The organism is Pigmentiphaga sp. NML030171, from assembly GCF_002188635.1.
Classification (GTDB): domain Bacteria; phylum Pseudomonadota; class Gammaproteobacteria; order Burkholderiales; family Burkholderiaceae_B; genus Pigmentiphaga; species Pigmentiphaga daeguensis.
Genome location: NZ_NINX01000018.1, coordinates 1 through 15,388, shown reverse-complemented (window position 1 = coordinate 15,388; position 15,388 = coordinate 1). Strand labels below are relative to the sequence as shown.

The following is a 15,388-nucleotide window of genomic DNA, read 5'->3' as shown; positions in this document are numbered from 1 at the left end:
TCAAAGAATGCCTTGCTCGCGCAAGGCCCGCAGCCGCTCCACCGGCACTTGCAGCAGCTGCGCGCAGATTTCCTCGGTGTGCTCGCCCAGGGCCGGTGGCGGGCGCCGGTACTCGACCGGGGTCTCCGACAGGCGCACGGGATTGGCCACCATGGGCAGCGTGCCGGTGGGCGCGAAGGGCAGGCGCGTGACCACTTGCCGGTGCCGTACCTGCGGGTCGTCGAAGGCCTGCTGGAAGTCCTGGATGGGCGCGCACGGGACGCCGGCCCGGTCCAGCGCTTCCAGCCAATGGGCGCGCGGGCGGGCGCGCAGTGCATCTTCCAGCAGGGGCACCAGCGTGTCCTGGTGCCGCATGCGCTGGAGATTGGCGGCGTAGCGCGCATCGTCCGCCAGCCCCGGCAGTCCGAGCGCGGCGGCCAGGCGGCGGAACTGGTCGTCGTTGCCGCACATCACCACCAGCGGCTGGTCCGCGCAGTCGAAAGCCTGGTAAGGCACCATGAAGTGCGAACGCGTGCCTATGCGCGCCGGCTGCGAACCCGACAGCAGATAGCCCATCGCGACATGCGAGGCGGCGGCCAGCTGACAGTCCAGCAGCGCGATGTCGATGTGCTGCCCTTCGCACAGACCCGCCTGGCGCGCGTGCAGCGCCGACAGGATGCCGATCACCGCATGGTAGGCGGCGGTGATGTCCGACACCGAATAACCCACGCGCTGCGGCGGGCCGTCGGGTTCGCCCGTCATGCTCATGATGCCGCTCATGGCCTGGAACACCAGGTCATAGCCGGGCTGGCGGGCACGCGGCCCATCCTGGCCGAAACCCGTGATCGAGCAATAGACCAGGCGCGGATTGACCGCACGCAGCGACGCGTAGTCCAGCCCGTGGCGGGCCAGGTCGCCGGCCTTGAAGTTCTCGATGAAGACGTCGCTTTGCCGCGCCAGGCCGCGCACCAGTGCCTGCCCCTCGGGATTGGCGACGTCGATGGCGATGGACCGCTTGCCGCGGTTCATCGCCAGGAAAGATGAGGTCCAGTCCAGCGGCCTGCCGTCGGCGTCCCGCAGGGGCGCACCCTGGTAGCGCGCTTCGTCGCCCACACCCGGCCGTTCGACCTTGATCACGTCCGCCCCCAGGTCCGCCAGCATCTGGGTGGCGAACGGGCCCGAGAACACCCGGCTCAGGTCCAGTACGCGGATGCCGTGCAGCGGGGCGGTCATGGGGCGGCCTGGATGATGCGGTCGCGCCGCAGGGCGTCAAGCTCGGCCGCCTCCAGGCCCAGCACCTCGCGCAGCACCTCGTCCGTGTGCTGGCCCAGGGCGGGCGGGGCGCGCCGGTATTCGACCGGCGTGTCCGAGAAGCGGACCGGATTGGCCACCTGGGGAATATCGCGCCCCGCGTCCGCGGGCATGCGCAGCAGCATTTCCCGATGGCGTATCTGCGGATCGTCGAACACCTGCGCGAAGTCGTTGATGGGTCCGCAGGGCACGCCGGCGGCGTCGAAGGCCGCGCGCAATTGCGCCACGGGATGCCGGACGATGGCCCGCTCCAGCAGCGGCACCAGCTCCAGCCGGTGCCGCGCCCGCATGGGGTTGGTGGCATAGCGCGGATCGCCCGGCAGCCCGGGCAGCCCCAGCACTTCGCACATGGCGGCGAACTGCGTGTCGTTGCCTACCGCGACCACGATCTGGCCATCGGCGCAGTCGAAGGACTGCCAGGGGCAGGTGATGGGCGAGGCATTGCCCAGCCGCTCCGGCTGCCGTCCCGACACCAGGTACATCATGGCCACGTGCGAGATCGACGCCACCTGGGCATCCAGCAGGGCCAGGTCGATGTGCTGTCCCGTGCCGGACACCACGTCGCGGTGGCGCAGCGCGGCCAGGATGGCGCTGACGGCATAGAAGCCGGCGGTGATGTCCCCCACCGAATAGCCCACGCGCAGCGGCCCGCCGCCCGGCTCGCCGTCGGCGTGGCCGGTGATGCTCATCAGCCCGCTCATGGACTGGAACAGCGGGTCGTAGCCCGGCAGGTGGCTGTACGGACCGGTCTGCCCGAACCCGCTGATCGAGCAATACACCAGCCGGGGGTTCAGCGCCGACAGCGACGCGTAGTCCAGCCCGTAGCGCGCCAGGTCGCCGGCCTTGAAGTTCTCGATCAGGATGTCCGAGCGCATGGCCAGCTCGCGCACCAGCGCCTGGCCGGCCGGCCTGGACAGGTCGATGGCCACCGAACGCTTGCCGCGGTTCATGGACATGAAGGACGAGGTCTCGCCCACCTCGCCGCCGTCCTCGCCGCGCGCTCGCAGGCCCTGGTGGCGCACGTCGTCGCCGCGTCCGGGCCGCTCCACCTTGATCACGTCGGCCCCGAAATCGGCCAGCATCTGCGCGGCCCAGGGGCCCGAGAACACCCGGCTCAGGTCCAGGACCTTCACGCCCGCCAGGCTGCTCATGGCCGGCTCGCGCCGTGGGCGGGGCGGCAGGGGAGGTCAGTGGGGAAAGGGGCGATGCGGCGCGGCATGAGGCGTCTCCTGGCCGGATCCGGGTCCGGTCTCGTGCGATGGATGGCTGGCACGAGTATAGGTAGCCGCCGCGCGGCTGTTCATCACCGCGGCGCCAAAGCTGATATGCCTGAGGGATCAGGAGGAGTGCTTGCGCGTGTCGTGCTTCATGATCTGCGCCTTCTCGCGCAGCCAGTCGCGCTCGCGCTCGGTGTCGCGCTTGTCGAACTGCTTCTTGCCCCGCGCCAGCCCGAATTCCAGCTTGATCAGCGAGTTCTTGAAATGCAGGTTCAGCGGCACCAGCGCGAAGCCGCGCTGTTCCACCTTGCCGATCAGCTTGTGGATCTCCTCGGCCTTGAGCAGCAGCTTGCGCGTGCGGGTCGGGTCGGGATGGACGTGGGTGGAGGCCGTCTCCAGGGGGCTGACGTGCATGCCCAGCAGGTACAGTTCGGCATCGCGGACGATGACGTAGCTTTCCTTGAGCTGGACACGCCCGGCACGAATCGCCTTCACCTCCCAGCCTTCGAGTACCAGGCCGGCCTCGAAACGCTCGTCGATGAAGTAGTCGTGGAATGCCTTGCGGTTCTCAATGATGCTCATTCGTCACGCCGTTAAAATGGGTCATTCTAGCAATTTGCCCAATCGGATCATCTACGCATGCATAAAGTGCAACGTTCGGTGTTGGTCCCCTATAGCGCCGCCCAGATGTTCGACCTGGTGGCCAAGGTCGAGGACTACCCCAAATTCATGCCCTGGTGCGGCGGAACCGAGGTGCACGAGCGCGACGAGAACGGCATGCGCGCCTCGGTCGTGATCCAGTTCGCGGGCCTGCGCCAGCGCTTCACCACCCGCAACACCCACCACTATCCCGACCGCATCCAGCTCGACCTGGTGGACGGGCCGTTCTCGCTGCTGGAAGGCGTCTGGGAATTCCACGCCCTGGCCGACGACGCCTGCAAGGTGGTCTTCACCATGCAGTACCAGTTCTCCAGCCGTGCGCTGGAAACCCTGGTCGGCCCCGTGTTCAACCGCATCGCCACCAGCTTCATCGACGCCTTCACCCAGCGGGCCGAAGCCTGCTATGGATAGCCAGGCGGGGCGGGGCGGCACCGTGGCCGTCAGCGTCTGTTATGCGGATGCGTCGGAAACCTGGATGCGGGAACTCGTCCTGCCCCGGGGCGCGACCCTGGCCGACGCCATCCTGGCCAGCGGTTTTCGCCAGGCCTACCCGGGCGTGGACCCCGCCCAGGCCGGCACCGGCGTCCATGGCCGCCGCCGGCCGCTGGACCATGTGCTGCACGACCACGACCGGGTCGAGATCTACCGCCCGCTGGTCTTCGACCCCAAGGAATCCCGCCGCCGGCGAGCCGCGCACAAGGCGGCGTCGGCAGGCGCCAGGCGGGGCGGACCGGGCCGCTAGACGGGCCCGGCGTGTGGACCGTGGGTTTTCCCGCATATAAACCCTCTTGACAGCAAGGCTGAACAGCGCAGCCCCCCGCTCTGATTTACAATACTAGGTTTATTGCGGCCAGGGGTTACTCGATGCGTCTCGTACAAAATGCGCTTACTTTCGATGACGTGTTGTTGGTGCCCGCATACTCTGCGGTGTTGCCCCGCGACACCAGTCTTCGAACCCGTCTGACCCGTGAAATCTCGCTGAACATTCCCCTGGTGTCCGCCGCCATGGACACCGTCACGGAATCGCGCCTGGCCATCGCCATGGCCAAGGAAGGCGGGATCGGGATCATCCACAAGAACCTCACCGCCGACGAGCAGGCGCGCGAAGTCGCCAAGGTCAAGCGCTACGAGGCCGGGGTCGTGCTCGATCCCATCACCATCGCGCCCCACATGAAGGTGCGCGAAGTCATCGAGCTGCAGCGCCAGCACGGCATCTCCGGCCTGCCCGTGGTCGAGGGCCGCCAGGTGGTCGGCATCGTCACCAACCGCGACCTGCGCTTCGAAGACCGCTACGACGAGCCCATCCGCACCGTCATGACGCCGCGCGAGCGCCTCATCACCGTGCGCGAAGGCGCCTCGCTGGACGAGGCCCAGGCCCTGATGCACAAGCACCGCCTGGAGCGCGTGCTGGTCGTCAACGACAGCTTCGAGCTGCGCGGCCTGATCACCGTCAAGGACATCATCAAGACCACCGAGAACCCCAACGCCAGCAAGGACGAGCACGGCAAGCTGCGCGTCGGCGCCGCCGTCGGGGTGGGCGAGGGCACCGACGAACGGGTCGAGAAGCTCGTCGCCGCCGGCGTCGACGTCCTCATCGTCGACACCGCCCACGGCCACACCGCCGGCGTGCTCGACCGCGTCCGCTGGATCAAGAAACACTACCCGCAACTGCAGGTCATCGGCGGCAACATCGCCACCGGCGCCGCGGCCCGCGCACTGGTCGAGGCCGGCGCCGACGGCGTCAAGGTCGGCATCGGCCCCGGCTCCATCTGCACCACCCGCATCGTGGCCGGCGTGGGCGTGCCCCAGATCACCGCCATCTCCAACGTGGCCGAGGCCCTGGAAGGCACCGGCGTCCCGCTGATCGCCGACGGCGGTGTGCGCTACTCCGGCGACATCGCCAAGGCCCTGTCGGCCGGCGCCTACACCGTCATGATGGGCGGCATGTTCGCCGGTACCGACGAAGCTCCGGGCGAAATCGTCCTGTACCAGGGCCGCTCGTACAAGTCCTACCGCGGCATGGGCAGCCTGGGCGCCATGGCCGACGGCTCGGCCGACCGCTACTTCCAGGACCCGGCCAACAACTCCGACAAGTTCGTGCCCGAAGGCATCGAAGGCCGCGTGCCCTACAAGGGCAGCGTCATCGCCATCATCTACCAACTGGTGGGCGGCGTGCGGGCCTCCATGGGCTACTGCGGCTGCGCCACCATCGACGAAATGCGCACCAAGAGCGAATTCGTCCAGATCACCGCCGCCGGCATCCGCGAATCGCACGTCCACGACGTGCAGATCACCAAAGAAGCTCCCAACTACCGGATGGACTGAAGCGTGCACGACCGCATCCTGATTCTCGACTTCGGCTCGCAAGTCACCCAACTCATCGCCCGCCGCGTGCGCGAAGCGCAGGTTTACTGCGAAATCCACCCCTACGACGTCTCGGACGACTTCGTCCGCGGCGAGCTCGCCAAGGGCCTCAAAGGCGTCATCCTGTCCGGCAGCCACGCCTCGGCCTACGACGAAGCCTCCATGCGCGCCCCCCAGGCCGTGTTCGAATCCGGCGTGCCCGTGCTCGGCATCTGCTACGGCATGCAGACCATGGCCATGCAACTGGGCGGCAAGGTCAGCTTCAGCGACCACCGCGAATTCGGCTACGCCGAAGTCCGCGCCCACGGCCACACCCCGTTCCTGAACGGCATCCAGGACTTCGCCACCCCCGAAGGCCACGGCATGCTCAAGGTCTGGATGAGCCACGGCGACAAGGTCACCGAACTGCCGCCCGGCTTCAAGCTCATGGCCTCCACCGCCTCGTGTCCCATCGCCGGCATGGCCGACGTCGACCGCGGCTACTACGCCGTCCAGTTCCACCCCGAAGTCACCCACACCGTCCAGGGCCAGGCCCTGCTGTCGCGCTTCGTGCACGACATCTGCGGCTGCGGCACCGACTGGAACATGCCCGACTACGTCAGCGAAGCCGTCGAGGCCATCCGCAAACAGGTCGGCAGCGACGAAGTCATCCTGGGCCTGTCCGGCGGCGTCGATTCCTCCGTGGCGGCCGCACTGATCCACAAGGCCATCGGCGACCAGCTCACCTGCGTCTTCGTCGACCACGGCCTGCTGCGCCTGAACGAAGGCGAGCAGGTCATGCAGACCTTCGCCGAAAACATGGGCCTGAAGATCATCCACGTCGACGCCACCGACGACTTCATGGGCAAGCTGGCCGGCGAAACCGACCCCGAGGCCAAGCGCAAGATCATCGGCAAGGAATTCGTCGAAGTCTTCCAGCGCGAAGCCGCCAAGCTCAAGGGCGCCAAGTGGCTGGCGCAAGGCACCATCTACCCCGACGTGATCGAATCGGCCGGCGCCAAGACCGGCAAGGCCGTCACCATCAAGTCGCACCACAACGTCGGCGGCCTGCCCGATACCCTGCACCTGAAACTGCTCGAGCCGCTGCGCGAGCTGTTCAAGGACGAAGTGCGCAAGCTCGGCATCGCGCTCGGCCTGCCGCACGGCATGGTCTACCGGCATCCGTTCCCCGGGCCGGGCCTGGGCGTGCGGATCCTGGGCGAGGTGAAGAAGGAATACGCCGACCTGCTGCGCCGCGCGGACGCGATCTTCATCGAAGAACTGCGAGGCACCCGGGCAACCGAACAGGATGCCGCAGCGGGCCTGTGCGCGGCCGAGGAGGTCGGGAAGAACTGGTACGACCTGACCAGCCAGGCGTTCGCCGTGTTCCTGCCCGTGAAGTCCGTGGGCGTGATGGGGGACGGGCGGACGTACGACTACGTCGTCGCGCTACGCGCGGTGCAGACCACCGACTTCATGACGGCGCATTGGGCGCATTTGCCGTATGCGTTGCTGGGAAGGACTTCGAACCGGATCATCAATGAGGTTCGGGGGTTGAATCGGGTGGTTTATGACGTGTCGGGAAAGCCGCCGGCGACGATCGAGTGGGAATGACGGAGCGTCTTTCGAAGGCTATCGCCAGGTATCGGTAGAAGTGACTTAACTTGTTGATTTTAAATGTATAAGTTGCGTTTTCTATCGGTGGCTATCGCCGGCCAGCAGAACGGGTCGGCGACAGAACTGACGGTAAGCCCCCGAAGGTCGGATCCAGACCTTCCTGTTTACTATTGAGACCGAACCGGTCTTTGACGGTAAAAAACTCTTCAGGAAAGCTTATTTCATGCGGCTTTCCGAGCATCAACGGGTCTCCAGGTCCCTGACGGTAAAAGCCGTCACGAACAGGAGGAACACCCTCAATGCTCACCGACACAGCACTGCGTAACCTCAAGCCTAAGTCCAAGATTTATAAGGTTTTTGACCGCGATGGCATGTACGTGGCGGTATCGACCGCCGGTACCATCACCTTCCGTTACGACTACCGTCTCAACGGGCGCCGCGAGACGCTCACGCTCGGACGGTACGGACCGGCCGGCATGTCGCTGGCCATGGCGCGGGAGCGGCTGCTCGACGCCAAGCGCTCGGTCGATCAGGGCCTTTCCCCTGCGCTGGAGAAGCAGCGGGCCAAGCGGCGGCTGACGGCCGCCAGGACCTTCGGCGAGATGACGGAACGCTGGCTGGCCGACGCCCGCATGGCCGACAGTACCCGGGCAATGCGCAAGCACATCATCGACCGCGACATCTTGCCGGTCTTCCAGAATCGGAAGCTGAAGGAAGTCACCCCCGACGACCTGCGGGCGTTGTGCAACAAGGTGAAGGCGCGCGGCGCACCGGCCACCGCCATCCACGTCCGAGACATCGTGAAGCAGGTTTATGCCTTCGCCATCCTGCATGGCGAACGGCTCGCCAACCCGGCCGACGACGTGAAGGCGGCCTCGATTGCGACCTTCGTTCCCAAGGACCGGGCGCTGTCGCCGGCGGAGATCCGGCTGGCCTTCCACCAACTGGAGACCATCGCGTCCTATCCGACCATCCGGTTGGCCTTGCGCCTGATCCTGCTGACGATGGTGCGCAAAAGCGAGTTGGTCGAGGCCACCTGGAACGAGGTGGATTTCGAGAACGCCACCTGGACGATCCCGAAGGTGCGGATGAAGGGACGCAAGCCGCATGTGGTCTATCTGTCGCGACAGGCGATGGACATCTTCGTGGCCCTACACACCTGCGCGGCTGGCTCGCGATTCGTGCTGCCGTCGCGCTATGACCCCGACCGGTGCATGTCGCATGCAACGCTTAACCGGGTGACCCAGCTCATTGGCTCCCGCGCGAAGGAAGCCGGGTTGCCGCTGGAGCCATTCACGGTGCATGACCTGCGGCGCACCGCTTCCACACTGCTCAACGAGGTGGGCTTCAACGGGGACTGGATCGAGAAGTGCCTGGCGCACGAAGAAGGCAGCCGGACGTCGCGCTCGGTCTACAACAAGGCTGAGTACGCCGGGCCGCGACGGCACATGCTCCAAGAGTGGGCCGACATGGTGGAGGCGTGGGTCGATGGGCGCACGCATGTGCCGAAGCTGGTGCCGGAGGACGTGTCGGTCCCGGTGCTCAGCCCGGCTTTGTGAGGGAGGAGCGCATGATGACCTTAACTGGAACCCCTTCTGGTTGGCAGACCGGGGTTTGCATTTGTCAGAAAGAGATCACTCTGGATGATCCTTTTACTGAAGTTTCAAACTCATGGTCCTTGGCGGAGGTTTATAAAACTGATATTTTGAGCACTATGGATACTCAAAATTCAGGAAAATTGAACCGTTTGTTGGCCGAACTCGGCGATACCCGCCTGGTGTCCAGCCGCTGGCTGCGCGCGCATGACTACTCCAACAGCCTGGTCGCGCGCTATGTGGACAGCGGCTGGCTGGTGTCGCCGGCGCGTGGCGTGTACATGCGCGCCGGCGGGCGGCTGCAATGGGATGGGGTGGTCCGCAGCCTGCAGGTCGGGGAGGGCATGCCACTGCATGTCGGGGGACGCTTTGCGCTGGCCTTGCAAGGGCACGAGCACTACTTGCGCCTGGGCGATGCTGGGACGATCACGCTTTACGGATCGAAGCCTCCGCCGGGCTGGGTCGGCAAGCTGTCCATGGAGCAGCGCTTCGAGTACCAGGGCAAAGGGCCGTTCGATCTGCCGGCCGTGTCCTTCACTGCGGAAGTCTCCGAGACGGCGCTATCCAAGGTAGGTCTGGCCTTGCACTCTGCCGCACCTGGTGTCGATGCCTTGGTCTGCTCGACCCCCGAGCGGGCCATGCTGGAGCTGTGCGATGGCGTGTCGGATGCGGCGGGGGTCTACGAGGCCGATGCGCTGATGCAGGCCATGACCACGCTGCGCCCGCAGCGCGTCGGCCTGCTGCTGCGTCACTGCCGCAGCATCAAGACCAAGCGGCTGTTCCTGGCGCTGGCCGATCGTCATCGGCATGCGTGGTTGTCGCATGTGTTGTTGGAAGATGTCGATCTGGGCCGGGGCAAGCGCGCGCTGGTGCCCGGCGGGCGCCTGCATCCGACCTACCAGATCACCTTGCCGGGAGACCTCGATGAGCACCTGGCTTGATCGAGGGGATCGGCGCTACACGGACCGTGTGCGGCTGCTGGTCGAGATCCTGCCGGTGCTGGCCCAAGAGCCGCGCTTCGCGCTCAAGGGCGGCACCGCCATCAACCTGTTCGAGCATGACCTGCCGCGCTTGTCGGTGGACATCGACCTGGCCTGGCTGCCGGTGCACGACTATGCCGAGGATGCGAAGCTGATCGCCGAAGCACTCGGACGACTGGCCGACGCGATGCGCGCCCGGCCTTTGCAATTGCAGGTGCAAGCTTCAGCGGGCGAAGGCGGGGCGGTCACCCGGCTGGTAGCCAGTCGCGGCCGAGCGCGTGTGCAGATTGAGACGACGCCGGTGATGCGCGGGACGGTGCATCCGGTGCGGGCCATGGTCGTGCGCCCGAAGGTGGAGGAGGCGTTCGGCTTCGCCGAAGTGCAGGTACTGGACTTCGCCGACCTGTATGCCGGAAAGCTGGCGGCGGCATTGTCGCGGCAGCATCCGCGCGATCTGTTCGACGTGGGCTTGCTGCTGGAGGATGAGCGGGCGGATGCAGGTCTTTGGCGGACCTTTCTCGTGTACCTGACGTGCAGTCCTAAGCCAGCATGGGAAATGCTGGCGCCGCGCGTACCTGCGGATTTCGAGGCCACCTTCGACGCTCACTTCAAGGGCATGACGGCTGAGCCCATTGAAGCGACAGCCTTGTTGGAAAGCCGCGAGCGCCTGTTGGCGCGCGTGGCGCATTGGTTGGACGAGCCATCGCGCGCCTTTCTGGAATCGGTTGAGGATGAGCAGCCGGACTTCGGGTTGATCGGCCTTACCCATGCGGCCGATCTGCCCGGCGTGCGGCGCAAGCTGCACAACCTGGCACAGCGCACGGCCGCCAAACGTGCGGCGGATCGTGGGCAGTTGGCGGACGTGCTGGCACGCATCAAGGCGCGCTGACACAGGGGGTAATACAAGCGGATGGAGAGATCGCGGTGGTTCACGATTTCACACTGGTCTATGCGTTGAATCCTGAACTGGATTTGCAGGATGAGATCCTGCGCCGGCTGGCGGGCAGCGACTGTGCCGATGCCACGGTGGGTTGGGGTCGGCCTGGGCACGTTGCGCTGGCCTTCAGCCGGGAGGCAATGGGCCGCGATGCTGCGGTCGCGCTTGCCGCGGCTCAGATGGCACAGGTGCTGCCCGGGGCAGAACTGGTCAGGGTGGATGTCGGGTAGTCGCCGTGGACGCTAGACGGCGATTTCATCGAACAGGGCGATGCCGACGCAGCCTCACGTCCGGGCCTGGCGATATGTCGGTCTCTGATGATCGCGAGGCTTGCTTGCGGCCTTCTATCCAGGCTTCGACTTCTTCCAGATCCCAGGCCACGCAGCGCGGCGTCAGCCGGAAGCGCCGGGGAAACTCGCCGCGCTGCTCCATCTCGTAGATGGTGGTTTCCGCCAACGGCACGATCTGATGCAGTTCGCGGCGGCGGATCGTGCGGCGAAAAGGCAGCGGCGAGCCCTTCGGGAACTGCGGAAGCTCGGCGTACTGCTCGGTGCCGGGGCGGGGCAGGGAAGCAGTGGGTTGTGCTGAGATCCTGAGCGGTTCTGAGTCGGCAGCCATCGTCCAGATTCCATGGAGTTCGCAATGAACGTCATGGTGGCTATCGGTGGCGATTGGGACAACTTGCTGGAGCAAGGCCGGGCGTAGGAAAGGAGCATCCCGCCGTCGGGCTCGCGGGCTGCGCCCCGCGCCTCTGCGAGTCGCGGCCATCCGGCTTTGATCCCTGATGCCTCCGGCCTGGATCGCTGATCCGGGCCTGCGCGCTGCGCTTGCTTTCCAATTCTTCGTTGGAGATGGAGGGGGCGGGCTTGCTGTTCCCTTCACCGTATCACGGCGTTCTCGCCGTCAATGACTGCGCGTGCTCGCACGCTTGCGGCCTGTCGGCCGTCTGTGATCCCTGACTGCTTGCGCTGCGCCGTGAGGCGCCGGTTCCGGGCAATTCCGCCCGAGCAACCGGAGCACGATCATGTCGCAACTGTCCTTTTCCTCTTTCGATTCGCTGCTGCACGTGCGCGATACCCAAGGCCGCTATCGGCTGGCCTCTGTCGAACAGATCCTTGAAGCGGCACGCGAGGCCATCGACCAGAAGATGCAGCGCGGTACCGAGTTCAGTTCACCAGCCGTGGTGAAGGAGTACCTGCGCGCCAAACTGGCAGGCTTTGAGCATGAGGTGTTCGCCGTCCTGTTCCTCGACACACAGCATCGCTTGATCGAGTACACCGAGATGTTCCGCGGCACCATCGACAGCGCATCCGTGCATCCGCGCGAGGTCGTTAAGGAGGCGCTGCGGGCCAATGCGGCGGCAGTGATCCTGGCACACAACCACCCCAGTGGGCATCCAGAGCCCAGCACTGCGGACAGGGCGCTGACGCGGCAGCTCAAGGCAGCGTTGGAACTGGTGGATGTGCGCACGCTGGACCACATCATCGTTGCCGGCGGTGCTACTACATCATTTGCAGAGCGCGGTCTGCTCTGACTTCGGGGGCTTCGGCCCCCTTTTTGCTGCGCTCTTTTTGTTGCGCTAGGTGATGCAGCTTTGGTCCTCGTTTTGCATGATGCGGAGGCCTAGGGTAGTGGCCCCGATCGTCTGTTTCGCGCGCGAAGCCTTGTTCCGGACTTCTGTCGAGCCCCTTGCTTCCTCAGCGGGGGCGCCCCTTACAACAGAACTGCCTTCTTTCATTAACCGATACGGAACGGGTCATTGCATCGGGTTGAACGGCGCGATGGCAGTCTCCCGAATAGCGCAATGCCAACGAAACGCAGAACGTCATGAGAAATGGCCTTCAAGCCGAGAAATCATTTGATCGACAGCCGGGCCGCGCTGGGTTCCATCGCGAAGGAAATCAATCAGTTCGGTCCTGAGCTCCATGCCAGATTTACTTGCTCCGACCACGCTCGACCATGGGGCATACAGGTGGTTAGACCTGCCACCGGTCGTGAAGCCAACGCTCTCAAAGATTTGCTGCAGTTCTTCTTGACCGGGGGCACCAGCAGGCATGCTTCCTCGACCAAGTGCAGATAGCCGTATGTAGCGACGCGCCTGCAAAGCTTTGCTGTCTCCAATATGCGACGGAAAAAAGGCACGCAGCGCGCGTCGCAAGCAAGCTTCCGCGTCACTAGAGGTCTTCACGCTCCTTGTGCTGATGCCCCTCGCAGCGTTTTCCTTGGCAGACCACTCACCATAGATCAATTGGTCGATGTCAACATCCGACACGCACTCTTCGAACACGGCGGGCGGCCCATAGTCGGACTCGCCATAGGTCGCCACGTCTTGGGTGAGCGAGTTCTTATTGCCGATGAATGTGCAGTCAGAAAACTTCAGCGCTGGTTTCTTCTTAGACCTAGTGTTCGTGATCTTTACTTCGTTCAGGTTACAGCCTTCGAAAGAAATTGGACCTTCGCAGTCGAGCAGCTCAATGTTCGTGATTACGCAGTTCTCAAACGAGACGTCACGCAGGGAGACGTCTTTGAGACGTACATTGGAAATGGAGGAATTCACGAATCGTGTACCGTCGAGGAGAAAGTCGCTGCCGCTCAATTCGTCATTGATAACAAAACCTGAGAACTCGACGTCTGTAATCTCTGCTAGGGGCAGTGGAGGGTGCACTGGGGCTGACAAGCGCTCATCACCCACTCCTGCCCGAAGGAACCATAGATTTGCACTTGCTGACTCACGTCCGGCTGCGATTGCACGGTCGAACGCTTGGCGCCACCGATCAACCACGTCGTCGTCATTGAGAGCAGATGGCAGGAGCGACTCGAATGTGTACTTTGCTTGCTCTGCCGAGGCGGCAAGCTCCAAGGTTTCCTCAGGACCCATGTGCCCCAGCGAACTGTTGGCCCTAAATGTCTGGGCCAGAAGGGCGCAGCGTATCCAATCGCTAAGGAACTGCGGGCGATATCCTCCCGCCGCCTCCGTAGCGTAAAGAAGTGCGTGTTTTGCGTTTTGCCGCGTGATGGCGACAAGAACTTCGGGCGAATTGACAGGGTCAACTTCGAACGCGCCCGGAACGAGCTCATTCGGTGTCGGCGCGATGGTCCCGGGTGGGGATGATGAGAGCGCAGCCAAGCCCTGCAGCACCCGCATTTGATTCTTAACCGAATACTCTTGAGCGGCGATGCTGTCTACCTTTGATGCTTCTCGAATGCAAGCGAATACAGCTGCGCTGAGGCAAACGTCCCAGACTCTCGGAACAAAAATCCCATTGTCGTTACGCAGTGGCGCACGGTTGCCGGCTCGACGGCCGATGGCTATCGCTGCTAGGCCCTGGACGAAGAATAGCGATGGCTCCTTTGCCACGTCGGGGAAGACTCCGAGGATCCAATCTACAATGTCATCCCTCTCTCGGACGACTTGCTCGTCAGCCGGCCTAGTGCCGATCAGATCTTCGTACTCCTGTGGCAGTTCGATTGCGCCGGTGGCTTTGCTCTGCGATACGAGGCCATCGAACACGGCGCCTACGTAAGCTTTGAAGTCGGCACTCGCGGCCTCGGGCAAATCCACGCTGAGGATCGTCCAGTCACTGCTATCGAGATGACGAGCCTCGGTCCGTCGGCCAGAGAGGATGACCATCGAGTCCTGGGAACCTAGGCGTTGGGTGATCAACTCGAGCAAGTCACGAATGAGATTCTTATCATATCGGCCGGCAACCTCGTCAATACCGTCCAGGAATACCGAGACCAGTCCAGATTTGATGGCTCGGACTAATCGGTCCGAGCCCTCGCCGACGATGCCGATCAATTGAGTAATGCTGTCCCACCCAATACCAGCAGTGAGAGGCAGTCTTCTCAGCGGGATGAAGACTGGAAGCTTTCCTCGTTTATCCGTCCGCAGCGTCTGGGCTGCGGATGCTAGCAATACAGTCTTGCCCTTTCCTGCCTCGGCCTCAATGAAGACCATACCTGCATCGGAGCCAACGTGCTGCGCTAACGTATCCGCAGCGTTAGGCTTCCGTTCGCCGCTCTGGTCTACCAAGGTCATTTGTACCGGTGCGATTCCCAGCGCGCTGATGGGTTCGAGCGCCTCTTTGATCAGCCCTTCCTGTGAAGCGTCAAACGTGGAAGGAAGGTCGAGAAGTTTGCGAAGCGCCATCCTTACTGTTTCAGCAGTGCGGCCTAGTCCCAGTGTGACCCGTTCCTGGCCGGTGGGAATCCAGTCGACCAGTACGTAGTGGATTGCAACGACGCTTTCCTTCAGGGATGCCTGGGTGATGCTCGGCGTTCGCTTCAGATCTTCAGGTGTCGAGATCGATGGATCGTTGACGAAAATCCATAGCTCCCCCTCCCACTCGATGGCCCGGGCGCCCGGTGCAAAATCATCAAGGCTGACCCTTAGCGTCTGTGCTATGGCGATGGCAACGTCGAACTCTGACTTTTCCATGATTTCCCTATTTGTGTGTAGCACCGGCTAAGGAAGGGGCGTCCCGCTCTGCAGTGCTCTATTGACGAGGTTATGTCAGGCTAATGGCCTAGACGATAGCGGTTTCGCGCGGAGCAGCTATGCCTCCATATATGCTCTCATTGACTGCTTGCGATAGTAAGTAGTCTTCGACGTCAGAAAGGAATGGGCTTGCCCCGCCTCTCCGGACAGGTTGTTTAACCTAACAAACCGCCGCCTCGAACTGCATGGGGCTGACGTATCCCAGCGTTGAGTGCTGGCGCCTTGTGTTGTAGAACCGCTCGATGTAGTCG

At 63.9% G+C, this 15,388-nt stretch carries 15 protein-coding genes; 9 read left to right on the top strand and 6 right to left on the bottom strand.

What is annotated here, in order from left to right; genetic code table 11:
* The 3 genes from CDO46_RS04530 to smpB form a co-directional block, all read right to left on the bottom strand.
* Complete coding sequence (locus CDO46_RS04530; RefSeq protein WP_087837377.1) at window positions 1-1,212, bottom strand: CaiB/BaiF CoA-transferase family protein; 1,212 nt, start codon at window positions 1,210-1,212, stop codon at window positions 1-3.
* The gene (locus CDO46_RS04525; protein ID WP_087837376.1) at window positions 1,209-2,441 is read right to left on the bottom strand and encodes a CaiB/BaiF CoA-transferase family protein; all 1,233 of its coding nucleotides are present in this window, start codon (window positions 2,439-2,441) and stop codon (window positions 1,209-1,211) included. The genes CDO46_RS04530 and CDO46_RS04525 overlap by 4 nt, the downstream gene beginning before the upstream one ends.
* Window positions 2,442-2,627: 186 nt before the next feature.
* The gene (gene smpB / locus CDO46_RS04520) at window positions 2,628-3,089 is read right to left on the bottom strand and encodes an SsrA-binding protein SmpB (protein ID WP_087837375.1); all 462 of its coding nucleotides are present in this window, start codon (window positions 3,087-3,089) and stop codon (window positions 2,628-2,630) included.
* A gap of 57 nt (window positions 3,090-3,146) precedes the next feature.
* On the opposite strand from smpB, the gene CDO46_RS04515 reads away from it, so the two are divergent.
* The 8 genes from CDO46_RS04515 (at window position 3,147) to CDO46_RS04480 (ending at window position 10,869) form a co-directional block, all read left to right on the top strand.
* The gene (locus CDO46_RS04515; protein ID WP_087837374.1) at window positions 3,147-3,578 is read left to right on the top strand and encodes a type II toxin-antitoxin system RatA family toxin; all 432 of its coding nucleotides are present in this window, start codon (window positions 3,147-3,149) and stop codon (window positions 3,576-3,578) included.
* On the top strand, window positions 3,571-3,909 hold the full coding sequence (locus CDO46_RS04510) for an RnfH family protein (RefSeq protein ID WP_087837373.1): 339 nt from the start codon (window positions 3,571-3,573) through the stop codon (window positions 3,907-3,909). The genes CDO46_RS04515 and CDO46_RS04510 overlap by 8 nt, the downstream gene beginning before the upstream one ends.
* A 122-nt stretch (window positions 3,910-4,031) precedes the next feature.
* Complete coding sequence (gene guaB / locus CDO46_RS04505) at window positions 4,032-5,492, top strand: IMP dehydrogenase (protein WP_087837372.1); 1,461 nt, start codon at window positions 4,032-4,034, stop codon at window positions 5,490-5,492.
* A 3-nt stretch (window positions 5,493-5,495) separates the two neighbouring features.
* Window positions 5,496-7,124 (top strand): glutamine-hydrolyzing GMP synthase, encoded by a 1,629-nt coding sequence (gene guaA / locus CDO46_RS04500; RefSeq protein WP_087837371.1) that lies wholly within the window; start codon window positions 5,496-5,498, stop codon window positions 7,122-7,124.
* 302 nt (window positions 7,125-7,426) lie between these two features.
* Window positions 7,427-8,686 carry a site-specific integrase gene (locus CDO46_RS04495; protein WP_087837370.1) on the top strand — a complete coding sequence of 420 codons (1,260 nt, stop codon included), beginning with the start codon at window positions 7,427-7,429 and terminating at the stop codon, window positions 8,684-8,686.
* 155 nt (window positions 8,687-8,841) lie between these two features.
* Window positions 8,842-9,663: a type IV toxin-antitoxin system AbiEi family antitoxin domain-containing protein gene (locus CDO46_RS04490; RefSeq protein WP_087837369.1), complete on the top strand. Its 822-nt coding sequence runs from the start codon at window positions 8,842-8,844 to the stop codon at window positions 9,661-9,663.
* The gene (locus CDO46_RS04485) at window positions 9,647-10,591 is read left to right on the top strand and encodes a nucleotidyl transferase AbiEii/AbiGii toxin family protein (protein ID WP_087837368.1); all 945 of its coding nucleotides are present in this window, start codon (window positions 9,647-9,649) and stop codon (window positions 10,589-10,591) included. The genes CDO46_RS04490 and CDO46_RS04485 overlap by 17 nt, the downstream gene beginning before the upstream one ends.
* A gap of 35 nt (window positions 10,592-10,626) precedes the next feature.
* Window positions 10,627-10,869 (top strand): transcriptional regulator, encoded by a 243-nt coding sequence (locus CDO46_RS04480; RefSeq protein ID WP_087837367.1) that lies wholly within the window; start codon window positions 10,627-10,629, stop codon window positions 10,867-10,869.
* A 25-nt stretch (window positions 10,870-10,894) separates the two neighbouring features.
* Here the strand turns inward: CDO46_RS04480 and CDO46_RS04475 are convergent, their stop codons facing one another.
* Entirely contained in the window at window positions 10,895-11,257 is a 363-nt protein-coding gene (locus tag CDO46_RS04475; protein ID WP_087837366.1) for an AlpA family transcriptional regulator, read from the bottom strand.
* Between the two features lie 406 nt (window positions 11,258-11,663).
* Here CDO46_RS04475 and radC point away from each other — a divergent pair, with 406 nt between their 5' ends.
* Entirely contained in the window at window positions 11,664-12,173 is a 510-nt protein-coding gene (gene radC / locus CDO46_RS04470) for a DNA repair protein RadC (protein WP_087837365.1), read from the top strand.
* A gap of 291 nt (window positions 12,174-12,464) precedes the next feature.
* Here the strand turns inward: radC and CDO46_RS04465 are convergent, their stop codons facing one another.
* The gene (locus tag CDO46_RS04465) at window positions 12,465-15,077 is read right to left on the bottom strand and encodes a hypothetical protein (protein ID WP_087837364.1); all 2,613 of its coding nucleotides are present in this window, start codon (window positions 15,075-15,077) and stop codon (window positions 12,465-12,467) included.
* A gap of 220 nt (window positions 15,078-15,297) precedes the next feature.
* On the bottom strand, window positions 15,298-15,388 hold a 91-nt coding region (locus CDO46_RS27900; RefSeq protein WP_140416819.1), incomplete at its 5' end, for an IS3 family transposase.

Coding starts and splice junctions, on each gene's coding strand:
- guaB (WP_087837372.1), top strand. CDS start 4,032: ATGCGTCTCGTACAAAATGCGCTTACTTTCGATGACGTGTTGTTGGTG.
- smpB (WP_087837375.1), bottom strand. CDS start 3,089: ATGAGCATCATTGAGAACCGCAAGGCATTCCACGACTACTTCATCGAC.
- radC (WP_087837365.1), top strand. CDS start 11,664: ATGTCGCAACTGTCCTTTTCCTCTTTCGATTCGCTGCTGCACGTGCGC.
- CDO46_RS04530 (WP_087837377.1), bottom strand. CDS start 1,212: ATGACCGCCCCGCTGCACGGCATCCGCGTACTGGACCTGAGCCGGGTG.
- CDO46_RS04495 (WP_087837370.1), top strand. CDS start 7,427: ATGCTCACCGACACAGCACTGCGTAACCTCAAGCCTAAGTCCAAGATT.
- CDO46_RS04475 (WP_087837366.1), bottom strand. CDS start 11,257: ATGGCTGCCGACTCAGAACCGCTCAGGATCTCAGCACAACCCACTGCT.
- CDO46_RS04485 (WP_087837368.1), top strand. CDS start 9,647: ATGAGCACCTGGCTTGATCGAGGGGATCGGCGCTACACGGACCGTGTG.
- CDO46_RS04465 (WP_087837364.1), bottom strand. CDS start 15,077: ATGGAAAAGTCAGAGTTCGACGTTGCCATCGCCATAGCACAGACGCTA.
- CDO46_RS04490 (WP_087837369.1), top strand. CDS start 8,842: ATGGATACTCAAAATTCAGGAAAATTGAACCGTTTGTTGGCCGAACTC.
- CDO46_RS04515 (WP_087837374.1), top strand. CDS start 3,147: ATGCATAAAGTGCAACGTTCGGTGTTGGTCCCCTATAGCGCCGCCCAG.
- CDO46_RS04510 (WP_087837373.1), top strand. CDS start 3,571: ATGGATAGCCAGGCGGGGCGGGGCGGCACCGTGGCCGTCAGCGTCTGT.
- CDO46_RS04525 (WP_087837376.1), bottom strand. CDS start 2,441: ATGAGCAGCCTGGCGGGCGTGAAGGTCCTGGACCTGAGCCGGGTGTTC.